The following is a 20,810-nucleotide window of genomic DNA, read 5'->3' as shown; positions in this document are numbered from 1 at the left end:
GTCGCCTGATGGCGCAGGATGCACATCCCCAACTGAATTCGCTTGGCTTTGCCAAACCACCTGCCGAAACTCGGGTGGTCGTGGCCATGTCCGGCGGCGTCGACAGCTCTGTTGTTGCTGCACATTTAGCCGATGAGGGCTATGATGTGGTGGGTGTGACCCTGCAGCTCTACGATCACGGTGCGGCACTTGCGAAGAAAGGTGCCTGCTGTGCCGGCATCGATATCCACGATGCGCGCCGAGTCGCCGAGGAGCGCGGCTTCCCGCATTACGTGCTGGATTATGAGAACATTTTTAAGGATGCGGTCATTGATGAGTTCGCCGACAGCTATCTGGCTGGCGCAACCCCGGTGCCCTGTATCCGCTGTAATGAACGGGTGAAGTTCAAGGATCTGCTGGAAACGGCCCGCGATCTGGAGGCCGATTGCATGGCCACCGGCCACTATATCCAGCGCAAGGATGGGCCAAACGGGCCAGAGCTGCATTCCGCCGAGGACGCCAATCGCGACCAGAGCTACTTTCTGTTCTCCACAACGCCGGAGCAGCTGGATTACCTGCGCTTTCCGCTTGGTCATTTGCCGTCCAAGGATGCCACCCGCGAGATGGCGTCTCAGTACGGTCTGGCCGTCGCGGATAAGCCCGACAGCCAGGATATCTGCTTCGTGCCGAATGGCGATTACGCCAGCGTGATCGAAAAACTGCGCCCCGGTGCGGCAGAGCCGGGCGAGATTGTGCATTCCGATGGCCGGGTGCTGGGCACCCATGATGGCGTCATCCACTATACCATCGGACAGCGCCGTGGCCTTGGCATCGGCGGGCTGAGCGAGCCGCTTTACGTGGTGAAGCTGGATGTGGACACCAAACAGGTGGTGGTCGGCCCCAAGGAGCTGCTGGCCACCCGCACCATCCCAGTGCGGGAAATCAACTGGCTCGGCGATGAGCCTTTCACCAGCCGCGACGAATGGCATCTGAAGGTCAAGGTCCGCTCCACCCGGCCCCCACGTGACGCCATCATCCGCCCGATTTCGGAGACCGAAGCCGAGGTCGAACTGCTGACCCCGGAGGAAGGTATCTCCCCCGGTCAGGCCTGTGTGTTCTACGCCGGAGAGGGCAGTCGTATCTTCGGCGGCGGCTGGATCTGGCGCGGTTACTGACCCGGCCACTAACACGGTGCGTCTGTCAGGGAAGGCGCAGCCTCCGCGCGGAACGCGCGGCTTGTCCTTGACAGACCCTCCATAAAACCAAAATCGAAATTGCGCCTGAGGGCAGACCTGCCCTTAGGCGCATCTCAGCATAACAAAATCCATCACAACACCACGCCCAACGGAAAATGCTCTACCACCCGCATTGCGGCGCGCACCGCGCGGGTGCATAGCACCCGCGCTACGAGAGGCCACCTGCCGGAGGCTCTGCATCCGGCAGGCTTCAGGAGGCGGCGGAGGTCTGCGCAGACAGACGATCCAACACGGCGCGGGCCGCGCGCAGACCGGGGTCTTCGCCCCCCTCACCCAGACGCTCCATCGTGGTGGCCATGGCAGAGGATTGCGCGGTAGGCGCCGCCTTGACCTTGATCAGCGCCTTGGCGATAGCCTCCGGCGTACACTCAGGACCAAGGCATTCCGGCACCACACGGGTATCGCTGACCAGATTGACCAGCGTGACGGTGTCAATCAACGCCATGCGCCGCATAATATGCCAGGTGAGCCACTGAAACTTATAGGCGATCACCATTGGGGTGCGCGCCGCCGCCAGCTCCAGCGAGACCGTACCAGAAGCCGCAAGCGCCAGATCCGCCGCCGCAAAAGCCGCGCGTTTATGCGCCTTGGCCACCTCACCGTCCAACGTATTGGGGTCGATCACCACCGCGGTATCCGACCATTCCGCAAGATGGCTGCGCACCAGATCGGCAACCGGACCCGCAGCAGGCACCACGATTCGGTATTCGGGATGGCTGTCCTGAAACTGTTTCAGCGCCGCGCCGAATACCGGCGCCAGACGTGTCACCTCAGAGCGACGCGATCCCGGCAGCGCCAGAACAGTTGGCGTATCGTCAAGCTGATAGGCCTGGCGAAACGCGGCGATCTCCTCCGCCGTGGCCTGTGGCTCCCCCACAACGGGGTGGCCAACGAAATCACACTCCATGCCAGCCGCCTGCATATAGGGCGGCTCAAACGGCAGCAGTGCCAGCACATGATCGATGACCTTGGCCATCTTCTCCGCCCGCTTGGGGCGCCAGGCCCAGACCGAGGGCGCCACATAATGTACCGTGCGAATACTTCTGGCTTCTTTCACCAATGCGGCGACCCGTAGGGAGAAATCCGGGCTGTCGATGGTGATCATCACATCCGGCTTCATGTCCAGAACCGCCTCTGCGGTTTCGCGAATGCGGCGCTTCAGCTGGCGGTATTTCGGCAGCACCTCTGCCAGCCCCATGACCGACAGTTCCGACATATCGAAGCGCGAGACCAGCCCCTGTTCAGCCATCAGCGCGCCGCCGACCCCCTCAAAGCTAACATCCGGGCGCAGCTGCCGCAGACCTGCCATCAACGCGCCGCCAAGGCGATCCCCAGACGGCTCGCCTGCGAGGATGAACACCCGTAGGCTCATGCGCTGCGCAGCCAGAGAAACAGGCCCAACCGGTTGCAAGTGGCGACCACGTCCTCCTGGTTCAGGACGATAACGCCGCCGGCTTCCAACACAATTCCGGCAAGGCCTGCCTTGGCAGCCAGCTCAACCGTCTGTACACCAATGGTGGGCAGATCCGCGCGGCGGTCCTGCCCCGGTTTGGGCGCTTTGAATAGCAGCCCCCCGGTGCCATCGGGGCGGCTTTGCAGCGCGTTCAACATCCAGTCTGTGCCAAAGAGGTTTTCCACCGCAATCGCCTGCCCCCGACGCACGGCACAGGACTGCCCCACATCGGCGCGGCTCATGGCCTCAACAACCTCAGCGCCGCGCTCTGCATCCGGCTTGTCCAGCTCGCCCGGTTTGACCTCGGTCGGAATGCCCTCGGCCATCAACAGATCCGGTGCCACCTCATGGGCGGCACGTACGTTCATACCTGCCTGTTCAAAAATGCCGATGATTGCGCGCAGTGCACCATCATCACCAGCGGCCAAGGCTCCCTGCAAAACCGGCACCAACGGCAGGGTCTCGGCGTCGATTTCTGCCGGCTCAATTGCCGGACGACGCACAGCCCCTGCAAGGCAAATTTCAGTCACACCTGAGGCTGCCAACCGTGCGATAAAGCTGCCGAGTTGTTCCAGGCGGAAGGTCAGTTCCGCCTCAATGTGATCCGGCTCCGAACCACGCATGGCGCAGATCAGCGGCCGATCAGACAGGCGCGCGGCCAGTTCGGCGGGCAATGCGCCCTGCCCTGCAATCAATGCCAGCATGTGATCAGCCTCCCGGCGTCAGGAAAGAGCGGTCGCTCTCGCCGGTGATGAATTCGACAATTTCCTGCACGTATTCGCTGTCGCTTTCGGCACCCAAACGGCGCGCGCGCTCCTGAAAGGTGCCTTCGCCCTGCGCCAGCATCTGAAACGCGGCCCGCAGCGCGGTGATATCAGAGCGTTGCACGCCCCGGCGTTTCAACCCGACAAGGTTCAGCCCGTCCAGCTCCCCGCGCGGGGCCTGCACCAACCCATAAGGAATCACATCATTGGTGACCATTGTGACCGCGCCAACGATGGCACCATGACCGATCCGCACCCATTGGTGGATCCCCGAAAGCCCGCCGATAATCACGTCATCTTCCAGCACGCAATGGCCCGCGACCGCAGCAGAGTTCACAACAATCACCCGATCGCCGACCTGCGCGTCATGGGCAATGTGACAACCAGCCATAAACAAACCATCATCACCGATCCGGGTCACGCCGCCGCCGCCTTCGGTCCCGGCGTTCACCGTCACATGTTCGCGGATGCGGTTGCGCTTGCCGATCACGGTCTTGCAGTGCTCGCCCTTGAACTTCAGATCCTGCGGGATCTCCCCCAGAACAGCGAAGGAAAACACCACCGTCTCCTCGCCGATCTCGGTATCACCGGTCACCACAACGTGGGATTTCAGCTCCACCCGATCGCCAAGCACGACGTCAGAGCCAATCAGGCAGAACGGGCCGATGACGCAATCCGCGCCAATCTTGGCCCCTTCTTCAATCACCGCGCTGGGATGGATCCGGGTCATCTGGGTCAATCCTTTTGCACGTCGACCATGGCGGAGAATTCAGCCTCTGCCGCCGTTTCACCATCAACAGTCGCCACGCCCTTGAACTTGAAGATCTTGCCACCGGGCTTGCCACGGGTGGTTTCGACACGCATTTTCAGCACATCACCGGGGATCACCTTGCGGCGGAATTTGCATTTGTCGATGTTCATGAAATAGATCAGCAGCTCGGTGTCGATCATATCCATGCCAACGCCCAGCATCACCCCGGCGGTCTGCGCCATCGCCTCAACGATGGTGACGCCCGGCATGATCGGTGTGCCGGGAAAATGCCCCTGGAAATGCGGTTCGTTCATCGTGACGTTCTTGATACCACAGGCCGAGGAATAGCCATCAATCTCGACAACTTTGTCGACCAGCAGAAACGGGTAACGATGCGGCAGAATCCGCTGGATCAGGTGAATGTCGGCGCTTTTCAGCTCGGTTGTCATTGCGGTTTTCCCGTTTTCTGAATGTTAGGTATGTCCTAGCAACTGCCCACAGCTTCGGCAAGCCGGTGGGCTGATCCGGACTGATCTGGTCCGATGCGGACTATGTCAGACTCACGTCTTCAGATCACTCGCTGTCGGCCTCAGCCTGACTGTCGCGGCCATCGCCCAGAACTTCATTAACCCGCGCAATCGCGAGGTCCGTCACGTCTGCAGCATCTGCACTCAGGAACACGCTGGCGTGCTCCAGAATGGCACCGGCGCCCGCTTCCAACATGATTTGCTGTAGCACCGGCAATGACGCGGTGAAGAAATCGCGCCGTGCGTCTTCGCCCATCTGGTTGATTCCGCGCAGTTTCTGGTCCTGATTGCGGCGGGTTTCCTGCACCTTCTTGTCAAAGGCGTCTGCCAACGCGCGAAAGGCCTCGGGATCCATGCTGCTGCGCCGCTCCGTCAGATCCAGCTCCTCCGCGCGCAGTTCCGCCTCGATCCTGCGGTTCTCCGCCGTCAGCACCGCCCCCTCGGCGTCCAACTCCTGCGTGACCCGCTGGCCAAACGCACTCTCGGCATAGAGCCGCTCGGAATGGATGGTCAACAGCCCCGTTTGTGGCGCCCCCAGCTGTAGTGTTTCCCCAATGGGAAATCCCGCTGCAGGCACCGTCGCCTCCTGCGCAGCACCGGGCTGGATCATCAGCGGCAATACCGCAAGAGCGCACAGAAAAGGCGCCAGCCAACCAGCCAGCGCCCCCCTGTGCCGTGTATCCACAGCTTGTGTCATTGCGATCAGAACCGCGCCTGCAACGTCAAGTCGAAGCTCTGCTCCTGGTCGAAGTCTTCTTTCTTCAGCGCCTTGGAGAAGTTGAACCGCAGGGGGCCAAAACCGGTCGTCCACAGCAGTGAGAAGCCAACAACATGACGATAGGAGCCACCGCGCCCGACGATATTGCCACCAGCCGCGCCAGTATCAGCGTTGTTCAGCCCCCAAAGGTTGCCGACATCGTAGAACAAACCACCGCGCAGACCGATTTCTTCAGGCAGACCCAGCGGGAATTCCGCATCAAAGCGCGCGGCCGCATAGTAGTTCCCGCCGAGGAAATCATTGTAATTCCCGCCGCTTCCGTTCGGCGACTGATCCCGCGGGCCAATCCCGCCAGGTTCAAAGCCACGCAGAATGCTGGGAGACAGAACAAACCGGTCGATGGAGCGGCTGAACCCGTCCCCCTGCCAGCTGAATGCACCAGCCTCGATTGTCGCTCTGAGCGTCACCTCTTCGTTGAAGACGCGCCGCTGGGCGATAAACTTCGCGGTGCTGCGCAGATATTCGGAGTCCCCCCCTAGCCCTGCATAGTCAGCGCCGACCTGGATCAGGTAGCCCGAATTCGGATCCAGACCGTTCAGGCGACTGTCCACCGTGTAGGTAAAGCCGATGGTACTGGCGTTGATGGCGCCCTGATTGATCTCGCTTCGGACAAGAGGGCCGGCCAGCGGGAAGCCAGAAGAATCGTCGCCCCGGCTGATCATCTCATCCTCATCCCAAGTATAGCGCACCTGAAGATTGCTGTTCTCAGAGGTCTGGAAGGTCAGTGCAGGTGAGAAGAATGCCCGCTTGGTATCATACAGCGCAAAGCTGGAATCGGTCTCCGCATAGCCCAGATCCAGATCAAACCGCAGATCGCGGCCCAGCAGATAGGGCTCGGTGAAGCCGAGGGTGTATTCTTCGGCATCCTGTGCTGTCGAGATGTTGAACGACAGACGCTGGCCACGGCCCAGGAAATTGTTCTCCGACAGGCCCAGGCTGATGCCGAAACCATCGTTGACCGAGTAAGCCCCGCCAAGGCTCAGCGCGCCTGTTGGTTTCTCTTCGACGTCCACATCGACAACCACCTCACCGGCGCTGCCACCCTCACGGACGTCCACTTCTGCGGTTTCAAAGAACCCAAGCGCTCGGATACGTTCTGCACTTTCACGGATTTCGCGCGGGTTGAACGGGTCACCTTCCACAGTGCGGAACTGCTGGCGGATCACCCGGTCCAGCGTGGTTGTGTTGCCTTCGATATCGATCCGCTCAACAAACACGCGCGGTCCGCGCGTCAGAACGAAATCGACATCCAGGGTCAGATCCCGATCGTTGCGGCTGATGCGTGGCTCCACCCGAAGGAAATCGATGCCCTTGCGGATCGCAAATGTTTCCAGACGCCGGATCGCGTTCTCGATCACGCTTGGCGAATAAGTCACGCCGGGGCGGACCTTCAGCACCTTGCGGAACTCATCGGCGTCGGCTTCCGACATCTCGCTGGTGACAGAAATCTCGCCGAACTCAAATTGCTGACCTTCGGTGATATCCACCACCAGGAAGGCTGCATCGCGTTCTTCGGTCACCTCGGCATTGGTGCTGTTGATGCGCACATCCACATAACCGCGCGACAGGTAGAAATCGCGCAATACCTGCTTGTCGAACTCCAGACGGTCCTCGATCAGCGTATCGGCCCGGATGAAGGTCCGCAGCAGACCTGCCTGTTTGGTTTCCAGAACCCGGCGCAGGCGACGGTCGGAATAGACCCGGTTGCCCACGAAAGACACGCGTTCAACCTCGATGGTGTCGCCTTCAGAAATTTCGAACACCAGATCGACGCGATTGTCGCTGCGGCGAATAATGCGCGGTGTCACGGTCGAGGCCAGTCGCCCCTGCGCGCCGTAAGCTTCGGCGAGATTGGACGCATCCCGTTCGGCAACGGTTGGATTGAACACCCGGCGCGGCGCCGATTCGATCAGCGCCAGCATCGCGTCATCCTTGATGCGGCGGTTGCCTTCAAAGCTGATTTTGTTGATGGTCGGGAACTCGGTGACCTTGATCACCAGCGTATTGCCCTGCGGCACGATCTCAACACTCTCAAAGACGCCGCTGTCCAGAATACGCTGGTAGGCATCGTTGAGCTGACCAGCACTGACGGATTTCCCCCGTTCAATGCCCGTATAGGCCACAATTGTTGAGGTCTGGATGCGTTGATTGCCCTCGACCTGAACGTTTGTGAAACTGTAGCTCTGCGCCACTGCGATCTCTGGCGTCAGGACAAATCCCAAAGCAATTGCCAGCGCCGCGGCAGATACGTTTCTATACAAAATATGGGCACCCAATTTGCGCCCCCCACAGGATGTACCCGTGTGCTTCCCCCGAACCATCAGTCAAAACCCGATTTTTTTACAGCTTAATCCGTGCGTATCGGGTTTATCCGCGCTTGTCAAAAACAACAAAAAGGCGCGCGGGATGCCCCCACGCGCCAGATCGCTTGCAACAGCTTGAAAACTCAGAGACTGCCGATCCAGGCACCGGCAGCGAGCGCGCCCAAAATCGTCGCCACAGACATGGCGCGATCCCAGTTGAGGCGCATAAATAGACCAAATCCAGTATTGGTAATCTGCAGGGTGCTCATGGCTCCACTCTCCCACTATCAATAATGATCCCACATCCGCCGCAACCGCGCCGCGATTTGCGACGCCGCTGCCCACCGGCGGCTTACCAAAGGATTAACAAGGGAATGTGGCGACAGTTGGGCGCGCGTCCCGTTGCAGGATCCGCGCCCAGACCGTAGCACCGACCGGGTCAGCCCCGGTCGGCGAAAAAGCGCTTAGCAGAAAATGTCGTTGAAGAGCGCAAACATCATCAGGCTAAGGATCGCCGCAATGCCCACGCTCATCAGGATCCGCATCACCGCATCATTGGGCGGCCTGCCGGTGACCGCCTCATAGGCGTAGAACACCAGATGCCCGCCATCCAGCGCCGGGATCGGGAACAGGTTCAGCAGCCCGACAGCCGTGGACAGCACCGCGATAAACCGGATGAAGCTTTCGGCGCCTTGGCTCGCCATTGCGCCGGAAGTCTCAGCAATGCCAATCGGACCGGAAAGGTTGCAGGTGCTGATCGCGCCGGTGATCATATGCCCCAGACCAGAAAGCGACATTTCGACCACGCCCCAGACCTGCGCCGCACCGCCGCCGAGGGCCTCGCCAATACCAACCGCCTCAGTTGCCGGGTCAAAGGCGAGACCACCGGCAATCCCCATACGCCAGCGGGTTGCAAACCCGCCCTCTGGCTGTGGCTCATCCACGCGCCGTGGTGCCAGAGCCATCTCAAACTCTTCGCCCGCGCGCCAGACATCCAGCAGCAGGACCTTGCCTTCCGCGCTTTCAACGGCGCGTTTCAGCTGGTCGAAGGCAAAGATCGGAGCGCCATCAACGGCGGTGATCACATCCCCCGGCTGCAGATCGATATCCGCAGCGGCACTGCGCGGCGCCACACCGCGCACATGCGGTGGCCAGGGATAGGGGCCTTCAACCTCGACCTCACGTTCATCCCGCAGCACGGTGTAGGTGAGTGGCTGCTGCTCCGGCACCGCATCACGGAAGGCTGTAAAGGCCACGCCGTCCTCCAGCGAAGGCACATCGACCCCTTCGATCTGCAACAGTGCATCGCCTTCGCGCAAACCCGTTTGCAGCCCCGGCAGCGGCACCAGCCGCTCTACGGTCAGCGGATCGCGCATGGTGCCTTGCAGCATGAACACGCCAGCAAAGATCAGCGCCGACATGATGAAATTGAACACCGGCCCCGCCGCAACCGTTGCCGACCGCGCCCAAAGCGGCGCGCCATGCATAGTGCGCCGCAGCGCCACCGGATCGGCGGCGGCATCTGCCATCGCATCCGCATCCTTGCCCGAGGCCGCATCGGCATCCCCAAGGAACTTCACGTAGCCGCCAAATGGCAGCAGCGCCACCTGCCAGCGGGTGCCGCGTTTGTCGACACGGGAGAACAGCACCGGTCCAAACCCCAGCGAGAACACCTCGGCATGGATACCGGACCAGCGCCCGACGATGTAGTGGCCATACTCATGCACCGCCACAATCACCGACAGCGCCACCACAAAGCTGGCAATCACATAGAGATACCCGCCAAGCTGCGGAAGAAAGGAGACGAAATCCAAGGGCTTACCTTACATAGTCTAAAATTGCGTTGTCGGCTTCCATACGGGCGAGATGGTCGGTCCGGCTCACCGTATCAAGGGTCATTGCCTCATCTAGCCCGCGATCCGCGCTGTCAAACTGCGCCAGCACCCGCGCGACCACCGCCGCCATATCCAGAAACCCGATGCGCCCGGCGATGAAATGATCCAGCGCCCGCTCCTTGGCGGCGTTGAACACCGCCCCCATAAGGCCGCCTCGGTCCATCACGTCATAGGCCAGCCGCAATGCGGGATAGCGTGCGGGATCGGGCGCGCGGAATGTCAGCTGCGCCAGCCGTGCCAGATCCAGCCGCTCGACCGGCAGCTCCCGCCGCTCAGGCCAATGGAGGGCATAGCCAATGGCGTGGCGCATATCCGGCGCGCCAAGATGTGCCATCAGCGCCCCATCGCGAAATCCGACCAGCGCATGCACGATAGATTCAGGGTGAACGACAACCTCAATCTGTTCTGGCGCAACGCCAAAGAATTCACGGGTTTCAATAACTTCCAGCGCCTTGTTGAACATGGATGCGCTGTCGATAGTGATCCGTTGCCCCATGTCCCAATTGGGATGAGAGGAGGCCTGCGCCACCGTGGCAGTCTTCAGCTGCTCCTGCGGCCAGTCCCGGAATGCCCCGCCAGAGGCGGTGATCACCACCCGCTCCACAGCGGAAATATCTTCCCCCACCAGCCCCTGAAAAACTGCGGAATGTTCGCTATCGACCGGCAGCAGGCGCGCATTATGGCGCCGCGCCGTATCCAGCAGCAGCGCCCCCGCGCAGACCAGCGATTCCTTATTGGCCAGCGCCAGCGTTGCGCCCTGTTTCAGCGCCTCCAGCCCCGGTGCCAGCCCAGCCGCGCCGACAATGGCAGACATCACCCAATCCGCAGGCCGCGCCGCCGCCTCAGCCAGGGCCGCCTGCCCTGCGGCCGCGGTGACACCTGACCCGGCCAATGCGACCCTTAATGCAGGCAGCTGGTCATCATAGGCAGTGACGGCAACATCCGCATTCAGCGCAATCGCATCCTGCGCCAGCTGGGCGATATTGGCCCCACCACTCAACGCCACCACGTCATAGTCGTCGGGAGCCCGCCGGATCAGGTCAATCGTGTTCTGACCAATGGATCCGGTGGCCCCGAAAATCGAGATCTTCCGCATTACATTGTCCCGCCGGGCAGACCCCAAAGGCTGAGCACCAGAAGCACCATCGCGGCTGCGCCCAGCATCCCGTCAAACCGGTCGAACAACCCACCGTGGCCGGGGATCAACGCGCTGGAATCCTTCACGCTCATCTTGCGCTTCAACGCGCTCTCCGCCACATCGCCTGCCTGGCTCGCCATGGAGACCAGAACCGACAGCACCACCACCCCAAGGCCAAGCCCGGCCTGTGCTGCAAAAATCGCGCCGACAATCGCCGCTGCGATCCAGCCGGCAGAGGTGCCGGACCAGGTCTTTTTGGGGCTGACACGGGGCCAGAATTTCGGCCCGCCAAAGGTTTTACCGGCAAAGTAGCCCGCAACATCCGTGGCCACCACAACCGAGATCAGCCAGACCATCCAGTCCAGGCCCAATGTGCTGCGCATCCAGATGAACGCATAGGCGGCAAACACCACCCAGAGCGCAAAGCCAAGGTAAATTCCTCGGCGAATATCCAGCGCAACCGCGCCAAGGATCGCCGGGATCAGCAACAGACCCACGGCCCAGTTGCCCGCCATCAAGGCCGCCGCCAGAACCGCGCCCATCGACAGGACACCAAGCGGCAGCGCCACCCCCTGACGATGCGGCGCAACCATGCGCAGCAACTCCCAGATCATGCCACCACCGGCCGCCGCAATCAGCAGGTCGAAAACCACACCACCACGCCAGACCGCCCAGCCACCGACAAGGATCATCACCACGGCGGAGATCAGCCGCGGCATCAGGTCGGCCCAGCGTCCTGCCCCGCTCATGTTTTCACCGCGCCAAACCGGCGATCCCGCTGCCCGTAGCTGCGGCACAGCCGGTCCATCTCATCCGCGGTGAAATCCGGCCAGAGCGTGTCGATGAATTCATATTCGGCATAGGCCGACTGCCACAGCAGAAAGTTGGAGATCCGCGCTTCACCACTGGTGCGGATCACCAGATCGGGGTCCGGCAGCACATGGGTATCGAGATAACGCGGCAGGGTTTCTTCATCCACATCCGCTGGATCCAGCCGCCCGGCCGCCACATCTTCGGCCAGCCGTTTGGTGGCGCGCGCCACCTCATCACGGCTGCCATAGTTCAGCGCGATGGTCAGATGGGTGCCGTCATTGCACGCCGTCTCCTGCTCCAACTGGTCCATCAGGGTCACCAGCTTCTTGTCCAGACGCACCCGGTCACCGATAAAACGGACCCGCACATTGCGCTGCGACAGCGCCTTCATCTCCTTGGAGATATAGCGGCGGAACAGGCTCATGAGGCCTGCGACCTCAACCTGCGTACGCTTCCAGTTCTCCGTCGAGAAGGCAAAGATGGTGAGGTATTTCACCCCCAGCGCCGGGCAGCATTCCACCACCTCGCGGACGCGTTTGGCGCCCGCATGGTGGCCGAACAGCCGCGGACGGCCCCGCGCCTGTGCCCAGCGGCCATTGCCATCCATGATAATGGCCACATGTTTGGGACCGCGTTGTGGGGCAGGCTCGCCCTCACTCGGCGCCAAGGCGGTGTCTGTGCTCTGTGACATTTGCAGGTGTCAGACCTGCATGATTTCGGCTTGTTTCGTTTCCAGCGCCGCATCGACAACCTTGATCATCTTGTCGGTCAGCTCCTGAACTTCGCCTTCCCACAGCTTCTGGTCGTCCTCGGACATGCCGTCAGCCTTGGCCTTCTTGATCTGGTCCATACCATCGCGACGCACATTGCGGATCGACACGCGGGCATGTTCGGCATATTGGCCGGCCACTTTGGTCAGATCGCGGCGGCGTTCCTCGTTCAGCTCTGGGATCGGCAGCATGATGATGGTGCCATTGAGCTGCGGATTGATGCCCAGACCGGACTCGCGGATCGCTTTTTCGACCTTGCCGACCAGACCTTTGTCCCAGACATTGATGGTGACCATACGCGGCTCGGGCACATTGACGGTGCCAACCTGATTGATCGGTGTCATCGACCCATAGGCATCCACCATCACGGGCTCCAGCATCGACGCGGAGGCGCGACCGGTCCGCAGAGACGCAAATTCGGTCTTGAGGTTGGCCATGGCGCCATCCATGCGGCGCTGTAGATCATCGGTATCGAGAATAAAATCGTCAGACATTCTGCTCTCCCCTGACTTGAGGCGGTGTTTGTATTGCTCATAAGACATTGACGGAAGGTTGTATAGCGATCTTGCCGCAGTTTTGAAGCGCCAAGCGGCAGGCTTCTGCGGCCCCCGCGCCTGAGGACAGGGCTGGATTGCCGGCCCGGAGTGGGCCACTGCCGCCGCCGACACGCTGCCCCAGGATCAAAAAAGTCGCGCGCCGGAACCAGTCCGGGCGCGCGGCCACTTAATGTGTCGCCAGCGGTGTGGCGGGAAAGCCCGCCCACATGTGCCAGCAGGGGATCAGCGGTCAGCCATGTACCTTGGTATAGGTGCCCTTCCCGGCCAGAATCCCCCGGAACCCGCCCGGTTCATCCAAGGGGAACACCATCAGCGGCAGGTTGTTGTCCCGCGCCAGAGCAATGGCAGAGGCATCCATCACCTTCAGACGTTTGGCCAGCACCTCATCGTAGGTAATGTCCTCATAGCGCACGGCATCATCATGCTGCGCCGGATCCTTGTCATAGACGCCATCGACGCCGTTCTTGCCCATGAAGATCGCCTCACAGGCCATCTCATTGGCGCGCAGGGTCGCCGCGGTGTCGGTGGTGAAATAGGGATTACCGGTGCCGGCGGCGAAAATGCAGACCCGTTTTTTCTCAAGGTGACGCACCGCGCGGCGGCGGATGTAAGGCTCGGCCACCTCATCCATGCGGATGGCGGAAATCACGCGGGTGAACACACCCAGACCTTCCAGCGCCGACTGCATCGCCAGCGCGTTCATTACCGTGGCCAGCATCCCCATGTAATCCGCCGTAGTCCGCTCCATCCCCTGAGCTGAGCCGGACAGACCGCGGAAGATATTACCGCCACCGATCACCATACAGATTTCGACACCCATATCGCGCACGGATTTCACTTCATGGGCAATGCGCTGGACGGTAGGCGGGTGCAGACCATACCCTTGGTCCCCCATCAGCGCTTCGCCTGAAATTTTCAGCATGACACGTTTATAGGTTGCAGCCGGCGTGGCCTCCGGCTGATCGTTGGTAAGGGGCATGTTGCGCTCCGGAATATGACGGGGTTACTTTGCGCGCAAAATGAAGCAAATCGGCGGCAGGATCAATGCGGCCTGACATGTTTTTCGGCGCCGCCTTGCTGCTCTGCCCTGCGCGCCGGGGAACATCCGAAGAACAGGACGCCCTGCATGACCGACTTGACCGCGCTGCCAGAGATCCCGCCCCACCAGCCGGTGCTGATTGCCGGACCGACCGCCTCCGGCAAATCCGCACTGGCCCTGCGGATCGCCCAAACTCAGGGCGGGGTGATCGTCAATGCCGATGCCAGTCAGGTCTATGACTGCTGGCGGGTGATCACCGCCCGTCCCTCCGCCGAGGAAGAGGCGATGGCGCCGCATCTGCTCTATGGTCATCAGCCCTATGATGCCGACTATTCTGTTGGCCACTGGCTGCGCGAGGTGCTGCCGCTTCTCAGCGAAGGCCCACGCCCGATTATTGTCGGTGGCACCGGGCTTTACTTTGCTGCGCTGACGCAGGGGCTTGCCGACATCCCTGCCACACCTGCGGCCGTCCGTCAGCAGGCTGACGCGCTGTCGCTTGAGGACATGCGCGCGGCGCTGGATGCAACAACCGCCGCCCGGATCGACCTGCTAAACCGCGCCCGGGTACAGCGCGCCTATGAGGTGCTGACCGCAACCGGGCGCGGCCTGGCCGACTGGCAGGCGGAGACGCCGCCCCCGCCGCTGCCGCTGGATCACTGCACCGCGATTGTCTTTGACACCGACAAGGACTGGCTCGAAGCGCGCATCCGCCGCCGCTTTGATGCAATGATGGATATGGGAGCAATGGCCGAGATCACCGCCATGCAGGATCGCTATGATCCTGCCCTGCCCTCCTGCCGTGCCATCGGGGTGCCGGAACTGATGGCCCATCACCTTGGCGACCTGACCGAAGAAGAGGCCCGAGAGCGTGCCGCGGTCGCCACCCGACAATTTGCCAAACGCCAGCGCACCTGGTTCCGCGCCCGCATGAAGGGCTGGCACTGCCACCGCCCCGGCTAGGTTCCGCAGGCGGCCAAATTGACAACACGGACGCAGATCACGGCATTGAGCCTGGACAATCCGCCCCGCTGACCGTGCGGTATGCGCGCATTGTTGCTCAAAACCCATGCACCACCTGCAATTCGACTAAATACTTACGCATTTTTCGGCAAAAACTTGCCAGAATCAGTTTTTCATGGCCATTTGCGCGCACGGAAAATAAGAGCAACACATACCATATCCATCCTATGCCTTTTGACCCCACCCATATCGGCGAGATCACTGTCGCACCGCTGTCGCAGCTGACTCCCGATGGATCCTGGCAGGTCGAACTGGCGCATGATCTCACAGAAAGCCTGCTGATCTGGATCACCCGTGGTCAGGGGCGGGTCTTCCTGAATGGTCAGCAGCGGGGATTTGGTCCCAACAGCGCGATCTTCGTACCTGCCGGCACATTGTGGTCGTTGGAATTGGGCCGTCAGTGTATCGGGCAGGTGATGACAATCCCCGCCTCAACGCCGATGGATTTCCCTGAGAGTGCCGACACGCTGCGCATTCCGGATGCGCAGGATCAGGCGGTGATCAACAGCATGTTTCAGGCCATGCAGGCCGAACAGCAGGATCGCCCGGCGCTTTGGTACCGCGCGATGCAGGCCCATGGTACGCTAATCGCAATCCATGTGCGGCGCCTGATGGCGGCACGGAACAGCACCGTCAGCAAACCCACCGCCGCACAGAGACTGGCGCAGGGGTACTGCGGTCGGATTGTTGAATGCTACGCCCAGCACGCCAGCATGGCTGATCACGCAGCAGCGTTGAATGTGACGCCAACCCATCTGACCCGTGTCTGCAAATCCGAGACTGGCAAGACCGCAGGCGCCCTGCTCACCGAGCGTCAGCTCCATGCGGCCCGCAGCCTGCTGATCACGTCAGAGCTGCCGATGCGCGATATCGCAGCAACCCTTGGCTTTGGCAGCGCGGCCTATTTTACGCGGTTCATCACCCAGCACACCGGTGAAACCCCGAGTCGGCTGCGCAAACAGGCCCGTGACAAGCTGAAACGCAGCGCCTGATCCGGTTTTCCTTCCGCAAATAATCTCTTCCGCACCTGCCACATCTCATCAGCCGCTGCCACTCAGGTCATCGCAGACCTGCATTTAAGTAATGCCCGCGACCTCCGCCGAGGCAGACAGCGAGTCACCCTGACAAACGAGTCATGGCGCCACGCCAGACTGGGCACTTATGCCCAGTACTAATCCCTTCAGACCGGGCGTTCCGCAGTCAAAATACAAAAACGACACCAGAAATGTCGCAAAATACCTACGAAAGGTCGATAACCTACATTGACCTACCCCTCGTTCTGGGGCCGAATGGCCAAACGGGGAAACAATCGTTGAACACAGCACCACAAACGGCATCCGCCAGATCCGACTGGCCCGCCGTCCCAGAAGAAAAGATCTTGCGGTGCAACAGGGAGAGCCACATGACAAAAGACACCATCACCGGGACCGATATCCACCCGGCGGCAAAGATGTATGCGACAGAAACCCTTGCTGGGAAGATGGACCGACGCGAATTCATGGCCCGCGCCACCGCGCTTGGCCTCAGCTCGGTCGCAGCCTATGGCATGCTTGGCCTAGACGCGCCGGTGCAGGCTGCTGAAGACAAGCAACAGGGCGGCACCCTGCGCATGCAGATGGAAGTGCGCGCCCTGAAGGATCCGCGCACCTATGACTGGACGCAAATCGCTACCTTTACGTCCGGTTGGCTGGAATTCCTGGTGGAATACAACAGCGATGGTTCCTTTGAGCCTCTGCTGCTGGAAAGCTGGGACGTCAATGACAACGCGACCGAATTCACCCTGCATGTCCGCAAAGGGGTGAAGTGGAACAATGGCGATGATTTCACCGCAGAAGACGTGGCTCGCAACATCACCGGCTGGTGTGACAAGAGTGTCGAGGGCAACTCAATGGCAGGCCGTATGGCATCGCTGATCGACGCGGAGACCGGCCAAGCGGCCGAAGGCGCCATCACAGTTGTCGACAGCCATACCGTGCTGCTGAAAACCAACACCCCGGACATCACCATCATTCCGGGGATGGCCGACTATCCCGCGCAAATCACCCACGCCAGCCATAGCGGCGACACCATGCTGGAGAACCCCATCGGCACCGGCTACATGCTGCCTGAATCGATGGAAGTCGGCGTGAAGGGCGTTCTCGTACGCAACGAAGATCACGAATGGTGGGGCACCGCAGCGGGCAAAGGCGGTTATCTGGACCGGATCGAATTCATCGATTACGGCACCGATCCGGCCTCTTTCCTGGCGGCCTATGAAGCCGAAGAAATCGATATGAACTGGGAGTCCGTAGGGGAATATGTCGATATCTTTGACGGCATCGGCCTGAACCGTTCGGAAATCGCCTCTGGCTTCACCATCGTTATCCGCCCCAACCAGCTGGCCGAAGTCAACGGCACCAAGCCCTACGCCGACAAGCGCGTGCGCCAGGCGATTGCGATGGCAGTGGACAACACCGTCTGCCTTGAGCTGGGCATGTCCGGTTATGGAATTCCGGCAGACAACTGCCATGTCGGTCCGATGCACCCCGAGCACGACCCAACTGTGACGCGGCTCCCGTTCGACCCGGCCAAAGCCAAGGCATTGATGGAAGAAGCGGGCATGCTCGATTATGAGCACGAATTGCACTCCATCGACGATGACTGGCGCCGGAACTCGACCGATGCGGTCGCAGCGCAGCTTCGTGACGCGGGCTTTAAGGTCAAACGGACCATTCTGCCCGGCTCGACCTTCTGGAACGACTGGGCGAAATACCCGTTCAGCTCCACCAACTGGAACCACCGCCCGCTCGGCACACAGGTTCTGGGACTGGCTTACCGCTCCGGTGAAGCCTGGAACGAAGCCGGCTTTGCAAATGCGGAATTCGACAGCTTGCTGGCCGAAGCCAACGCACTTGCAGATGTTGAAAAACGCCGCGAAGTCATGGCTAAGCTGCAGGCCATCATGATTGACGAAGGTGTTACCATCCAGCCCTTCTGGCGGACCGCCATCCGCCACCACACCGACAGTGTGGCCGGCGTAGACAAGCACATCGCAGATCTGCCGCAGATCTACAAATGGGCTTTCAAGGCTTGATCTGACAAAGCGGGCCGCGCCACAGGGGGCGGCCCAAAGCTTCTGGACGCAAGAAAACGCTCACAAGCCTGGCAGGCGGCCGACTGCGGCCTGCCCATTGGCCTAACACAAGGCGTACAGCCACCAACGGGAGCATTCCATGGGACTGTTCATCCTCAGGCGCGTCGGGATCATGATCCTGACGGCACTCTGCCTGACTTTCATCGTGTTCATTCTGACCAATCTCTATCCGAACCTTGAAAAACTTGCCAAGAACGAGGGCAACTTCCGCATGTCGGATGAGGCCGTCGCCAGCTGGCTGGAAAAGGGAGGTTATATGCAACCGATGCCGGTGAAGTACGGCCAATGGTTAGGGGTACTGCCGGGCTGGACCAAGGTCACGGATGAGGGGACCACAGGGCGCTGCATCACCGGGGTCAAATCCGCCGAAGAGGCCGAAGCCGCGCCACGTTTCTGCGGTATTCTTCAGGGCGACTGGGGGTATTCGAGCGTTTTCAAGGATGAGGTCAGTTCTATCATTGCAACGCGCCTTGCCAATACCGGCTTTCTGATGATGTGGGTGCTGATCCTGATGGTGCCCTCGGCGCTGCTGATCGGGATCCTGGCCGGGATGCGCGAAGGCTCAGTCACGGACCGTACACTGTCAACCGCCTCTATCCTGACCACGGCAACCCCGGAATATGTCTCCGGCGTGATTTTCATGGCGGTTTTCACCTCCTCTGCCGTTGGGTTGAAATGGTTCAAGGGCTCGGCGACGTCTGCGATGAAGGACGCCAATTTCGAGAATTTCTTCCTGCCGGTGCTGACCATCGCCCTTTATGGGATTGGCTACATCGCCCGGATGACCCGCGCCTCCATGACGGAGGTCATGACCGCGCAATATATCCGCACGGCCCGGCTCAAGGGCGTGAGCTTTCCCAAAATCGTCATGCGTCACGCCCTACGCAACGCATTGATTGCCCCCTTCACCGTGATCATGCTGCAGTTCCCATGGCTGCTGAATGGTGTGGTGATTGTAGAGACGCTGTTCAACTACAAAGGCTTCGGCTGGGCACTGGTTCAGGCGGCAGGCAACAATGACATCGAACTTCTCTTGGGGATTTCAGTGGTCTCTGTAGTCGTCGTGCTGCTCACGCAGCTGATCTCCGATATCGGCTATGTCTACCTCAACCCCCGCATCCGGATTTCCTGAAGGAGGAACGCACTATGGACCCTCTCAGCTGGACCGGGAGTCTCTCTTTTCTCACCCCTGTGTTGTTACTTGCCTTAGGCGCGCTTGCAGCCTCGGTGATGACCTGGCTTGTGCTCAGCATTGTGACCACAAGCCCTACCATGGCGGTGAACGCCCACCACAGCGCCAGCCTCGCCGCAACGCCGGATGCGCTGGCCGGTATCGCCGTGCGCTACAGTTTTCTCGCGGTGATCGGACTGATCCTTATCTACATTGTGTTTGGCATCGTGTTCGGCGCCTCTGGCGGCATCGTCGGCGCCATGGCGCAGTTGCTCTTGCCTGTGTGGAGTGCATTGGTGGTGCTTTTCGCCGTCTCGATCACCTTCAAGCGGCGGCTTGGTCTCTATGGGAAACTGTTTGACAGCCCCATCGGTATGATCGGCTTTGCGCTGGTGATGTTCTGGGTCTTTACCGGGGTGCTTGGCGCAATGGATCTCATTGCACCGCATGACCCGCTGGCCCAGATTTCCGGCCTTAAAAACAAACTGCCAGGCACCCCCCTGCCGGGTGCCGAGGCCGATGCAGGCATTGCGGCCTGGTATCTGCTTGGCGGTGACAACCTGGCGCGTGATGTGTTCAGCCGTCTGATTGATGGCGCCTGGGTGGTGGTGCAGATCGCGCCGCTGGCGACACTCTTTGCCTTTATGGTCGGGATCACGCTGGGACTGCCTGCGGGATATTATGGCGGTCTGTGGGATACAGTACTGTCCTTTATGGCCAACCTGATCCTGGCCTTCCCGGTGATCCTGCTGTTCTATCTGCTGGTTACACCCGAAATCGTCGAAACCGGGCTGCCGCAATATATCGCCGTGGTGCTCTTTGCCTTCCCGCTGATCTTTATTGCCGTGCTGATCCATTCACGCTTTCGCACACGGCCTCAGCACAATGCAATGTGGCTGGCGCTGGTGTTGATCCCGGGCGCCATCCTCTATCTGTCGCTGATCAATGAGAGCGGCTCCAAGATCGATTTCTCGCCCATCGATCTCTTTAACGTGCCCGGCGGTATTCTGGTGGTCTTTGTCTCCGTGGTCTTTGTGAATTCACCCACTGTGTTCCGCATCGTGCGCGGCCTCACCATGGACATCAAAACCCGCGACTATGTCGCCGCCGCCCAGACCCGGGGGGAGCGCCCCTGGTACATCATGCTGTGGGAGATCCTGCCAAACGCCCGTGGTCCGCTGATCGTCGATTTCTGCCTGCGCATCGGCTACACCACCATCCTCCTTGGAACCTTGGGCTTCTTCGGGCTGGGCCTGCCGCCAGAAAGCCCGGACTGGGGCAGCACGATCAACGATGGCCGCAAGCTGTTGTCGATCTATCTGCACCCACCGCTGCCACCGGCGCTGGCGCTGCTAAGCCTTGTGCTCGGGCTGAACCTGCTGGCGGATGGCCTGCGCGAAGAAAGCCTGCGCGACTGATATGATCCTCTCCGGGGGCTCTGCCCCCGGACCCCGAGATATTTG

At 60.8% G+C, this 20,810-nt stretch carries 19 protein-coding genes; 6 read left to right on the top strand and 13 right to left on the bottom strand.

From position 1 onward, the window contains the following. Window positions 1–8: 8 nt before the first annotated feature. Window positions 9–1,154 carry a tRNA 2-thiouridine(34) synthase MnmA gene (mnmA, locus tag J4721_RS04750; RefSeq protein WP_014874548.1) on the top strand — a complete coding sequence of 382 codons (1,146 nt, stop codon included), beginning with the start codon at window positions 9–11 and terminating at the stop codon, window positions 1,152–1,154. Window positions 1,155–1,425: 271 nt separating this feature from the next. Here the strand turns inward: mnmA and lpxB are convergent, their stop codons facing one another. The 13 genes from lpxB to pyrH all read right to left on the bottom strand — a co-directional run bounded on the left by lpxB (window position 1,426) and on the right by pyrH (window position 13,963). Next, window positions 1,426–2,607 carry a lipid-A-disaccharide synthase gene (lpxB, locus tag J4721_RS04745; RefSeq protein ID WP_211002193.1) on the bottom strand — a complete coding sequence of 394 codons (1,182 nt, stop codon included), beginning with the start codon at window positions 2,605–2,607 and terminating at the stop codon, window positions 1,426–1,428. Further along, a complete protein-coding gene (locus J4721_RS04740) occupies window positions 2,604–3,392 on the bottom strand; it encodes an LpxI family protein (protein WP_014874546.1) in 789 nt (262 codons plus the stop codon). The genes lpxB and J4721_RS04740 overlap by 4 nt, the downstream gene beginning before the upstream one ends. A 4-nt stretch (window positions 3,393–3,396) precedes the next feature. Then, window positions 3,397–4,182: an acyl-ACP--UDP-N-acetylglucosamine O-acyltransferase gene (lpxA, locus tag J4721_RS04735; protein WP_211002192.1), complete on the bottom strand. Its 786-nt coding sequence runs from the start codon at window positions 4,180–4,182 to the stop codon at window positions 3,397–3,399. A 5-nt stretch (window positions 4,183–4,187) separates the two neighbouring features. Further along, complete coding sequence (fabZ, locus tag J4721_RS04730; protein ID WP_014874544.1) at window positions 4,188–4,652, bottom strand: 3-hydroxyacyl-ACP dehydratase FabZ; 465 nt, start codon at window positions 4,650–4,652, stop codon at window positions 4,188–4,190. 124 nt (window positions 4,653–4,776) lie between these two features. Further along, entirely contained in the window at window positions 4,777–5,427 is a 651-nt protein-coding gene (locus J4721_RS04725; RefSeq protein WP_076615038.1) for an OmpH family outer membrane protein, read from the bottom strand. Window positions 5,428–5,432: 5 nt separating this feature from the next. Next, window positions 5,433–7,829: an outer membrane protein assembly factor BamA gene (gene bamA / locus J4721_RS04720; RefSeq protein ID WP_014874542.1), complete on the bottom strand. Its 2,397-nt coding sequence runs from the start codon at window positions 7,827–7,829 to the stop codon at window positions 5,433–5,435. A gap of 125 nt (window positions 7,830–7,954) precedes the next feature. Continuing rightward, window positions 7,955–8,080 carry a hypothetical protein gene (locus J4721_RS19830; protein WP_024097395.1) on the bottom strand — a complete coding sequence of 42 codons (126 nt, stop codon included), beginning with the start codon at window positions 8,078–8,080 and terminating at the stop codon, window positions 7,955–7,957. Between the two features lie 195 nt (window positions 8,081–8,275). Beyond that, window positions 8,276–9,625, bottom strand: a complete 1,350-nt coding sequence (gene rseP, locus J4721_RS04715; protein ID WP_102869925.1) for an RIP metalloprotease RseP — start codon at window positions 9,623–9,625, stop codon at window positions 8,276–8,278. Window positions 9,626–9,629: 4 nt separating this feature from the next. Further along, window positions 9,630–10,802, bottom strand: a complete 1,173-nt coding sequence (gene dxr, locus J4721_RS04710) for a 1-deoxy-D-xylulose-5-phosphate reductoisomerase (protein ID WP_211002191.1) — start codon at window positions 10,800–10,802, stop codon at window positions 9,630–9,632. Continuing rightward, window positions 10,802–11,593 carry a phosphatidate cytidylyltransferase gene (locus tag J4721_RS04705; RefSeq protein WP_027247396.1) on the bottom strand — a complete coding sequence of 264 codons (792 nt, stop codon included), beginning with the start codon at window positions 11,591–11,593 and terminating at the stop codon, window positions 10,802–10,804. Before J4721_RS04705 ends, dxr begins: the two co-directional genes overlap by 1 nt. Then, window positions 11,590–12,348, bottom strand: a complete 759-nt coding sequence (locus J4721_RS04700; RefSeq protein WP_014874538.1) for an isoprenyl transferase — start codon at window positions 12,346–12,348, stop codon at window positions 11,590–11,592. The genes J4721_RS04705 and J4721_RS04700 overlap by 4 nt, the downstream gene beginning before the upstream one ends. A gap of 9 nt (window positions 12,349–12,357) precedes the next feature. Next, the gene (frr, locus tag J4721_RS04695; protein ID WP_014874537.1) at window positions 12,358–12,921 is read right to left on the bottom strand and encodes a ribosome recycling factor; all 564 of its coding nucleotides are present in this window, start codon (window positions 12,919–12,921) and stop codon (window positions 12,358–12,360) included. A 292-nt stretch (window positions 12,922–13,213) separates the two neighbouring features. Then, window positions 13,214–13,963 (bottom strand): UMP kinase, encoded by a 750-nt coding sequence (gene pyrH, locus J4721_RS04690; RefSeq protein WP_014874536.1) that lies wholly within the window; start codon window positions 13,961–13,963, stop codon window positions 13,214–13,216. 147 nt (window positions 13,964–14,110) lie between these two features. On the opposite strand from pyrH, the gene miaA reads away from it, so the two are divergent. From miaA to J4721_RS04665, 5 genes are all read left to right on the top strand, one after another. Next, window positions 14,111–14,983, top strand: a complete 873-nt coding sequence (miaA, locus tag J4721_RS04685; protein ID WP_027247398.1) for a tRNA (adenosine(37)-N6)-dimethylallyltransferase MiaA — start codon at window positions 14,111–14,113, stop codon at window positions 14,981–14,983. A 227-nt stretch (window positions 14,984–15,210) separates the two neighbouring features. Then, window positions 15,211–16,035 (top strand): helix-turn-helix domain-containing protein, encoded by an 825-nt coding sequence (locus J4721_RS04680; protein WP_102915123.1) that lies wholly within the window; start codon window positions 15,211–15,213, stop codon window positions 16,033–16,035. A 410-nt stretch (window positions 16,036–16,445) separates the two neighbouring features. After that, window positions 16,446–18,116 carry an ABC transporter substrate-binding protein gene (locus tag J4721_RS04675; RefSeq protein WP_211002190.1) on the top strand — a complete coding sequence of 557 codons (1,671 nt, stop codon included), beginning with the start codon at window positions 16,446–16,448 and terminating at the stop codon, window positions 18,114–18,116. A 139-nt stretch (window positions 18,117–18,255) separates the two neighbouring features. Then, window positions 18,256–19,308, top strand: coding sequence for an ABC transporter permease (locus J4721_RS04670; protein ID WP_102854540.1), 1,053 nt, complete (start codon window positions 18,256–18,258; stop codon window positions 19,306–19,308). 14 nt (window positions 19,309–19,322) lie between these two features. Then, on the top strand, window positions 19,323–20,765 hold the full coding sequence (locus tag J4721_RS04665) for an ABC transporter permease (protein ID WP_102883389.1): 1,443 nt from the start codon (window positions 19,323–19,325) through the stop codon (window positions 20,763–20,765). Window positions 20,766–20,810 lie beyond the last annotated feature (45 nt).

Origin of the sequence: Phaeobacter sp. HS011 (assembly GCF_018101215.1) — a bacterium.
In the GTDB taxonomy this organism is placed as follows: domain Bacteria; phylum Pseudomonadota; class Alphaproteobacteria; order Rhodobacterales; family Rhodobacteraceae; genus Phaeobacter; species Phaeobacter inhibens.
The sequence above is the reverse complement of the archived record's forward strand: the minus strand, read 5'-3'. Positions and strand labels throughout refer to the sequence as shown.

Excerpts from the sequence above, each read along its gene's own strand:
- mnmA (WP_014874548.1), top strand. The coding sequence starts at position 9 with ATGGCGCAGGATGCACATCCCCAACTGAATTCGCTTGGCTTTGCCAAA.
- lpxB (WP_211002193.1), bottom strand. The coding sequence starts at position 2,607 with ATGAGCCTACGGGTGTTCATCCTCGCAGGCGAGCCGTCTGGGGATCGC.
- J4721_RS04740 (WP_014874546.1), bottom strand. The coding sequence starts at position 3,392 with ATGCTGGCATTGATTGCAGGGCAGGGCGCATTGCCCGCCGAACTGGCC.
- lpxA (WP_211002192.1), bottom strand. The coding sequence starts at position 4,182 with ATGACCCGGATCCATCCCAGCGCGGTGATTGAAGAAGGGGCCAAGATT.
- fabZ (WP_014874544.1), bottom strand. The coding sequence starts at position 4,652 with ATGACAACCGAGCTGAAAAGCGCCGACATTCACCTGATCCAGCGGATT.
- J4721_RS04725 (WP_076615038.1), bottom strand. The coding sequence starts at position 5,427 with ATGACACAAGCTGTGGATACACGGCACAGGGGGGCGCTGGCTGGTTGG.
- bamA (WP_014874542.1), bottom strand. The coding sequence starts at position 7,829 with ATGGTTCGGGGGAAGCACACGGGTACATCCTGTGGGGGGCGCAAATTG.
- J4721_RS19830 (WP_024097395.1), bottom strand. The coding sequence starts at position 8,080 with ATGAGCACCCTGCAGATTACCAATACTGGATTTGGTCTATTTATGCGC.
- dxr (WP_211002191.1), bottom strand. The coding sequence starts at position 10,802 with ATGCGGAAGATCTCGATTTTCGGGGCCACCGGATCCATTGGTCAGAAC.
- J4721_RS04705 (WP_027247396.1), bottom strand. The coding sequence starts at position 11,593 with ATGAGCGGGGCAGGACGCTGGGCCGACCTGATGCCGCGGCTGATCTCC.
- J4721_RS04700 (WP_014874538.1), bottom strand. The coding sequence starts at position 12,348 with ATGTCACAGAGCACAGACACCGCCTTGGCGCCGAGTGAGGGCGAGCCT.
- frr (WP_014874537.1), bottom strand. The coding sequence starts at position 12,921 with ATGTCTGACGATTTTATTCTCGATACCGATGATCTACAGCGCCGCATG.
- pyrH (WP_014874536.1), bottom strand. The coding sequence starts at position 13,963 with ATGCCCCTTACCAACGATCAGCCGGAGGCCACGCCGGCTGCAACCTAT.
- miaA (WP_027247398.1), top strand. The coding sequence starts at position 14,111 with ATGACCGACTTGACCGCGCTGCCAGAGATCCCGCCCCACCAGCCGGTG.
- J4721_RS04680 (WP_102915123.1), top strand. The coding sequence starts at position 15,211 with ATGCCTTTTGACCCCACCCATATCGGCGAGATCACTGTCGCACCGCTG.
- J4721_RS04675 (WP_211002190.1), top strand. The coding sequence starts at position 16,446 with ATGACAAAAGACACCATCACCGGGACCGATATCCACCCGGCGGCAAAG.
- J4721_RS04670 (WP_102854540.1), top strand. The coding sequence starts at position 18,256 with ATGGGACTGTTCATCCTCAGGCGCGTCGGGATCATGATCCTGACGGCA.
- J4721_RS04665 (WP_102883389.1), top strand. The coding sequence starts at position 19,323 with ATGGACCCTCTCAGCTGGACCGGGAGTCTCTCTTTTCTCACCCCTGTG.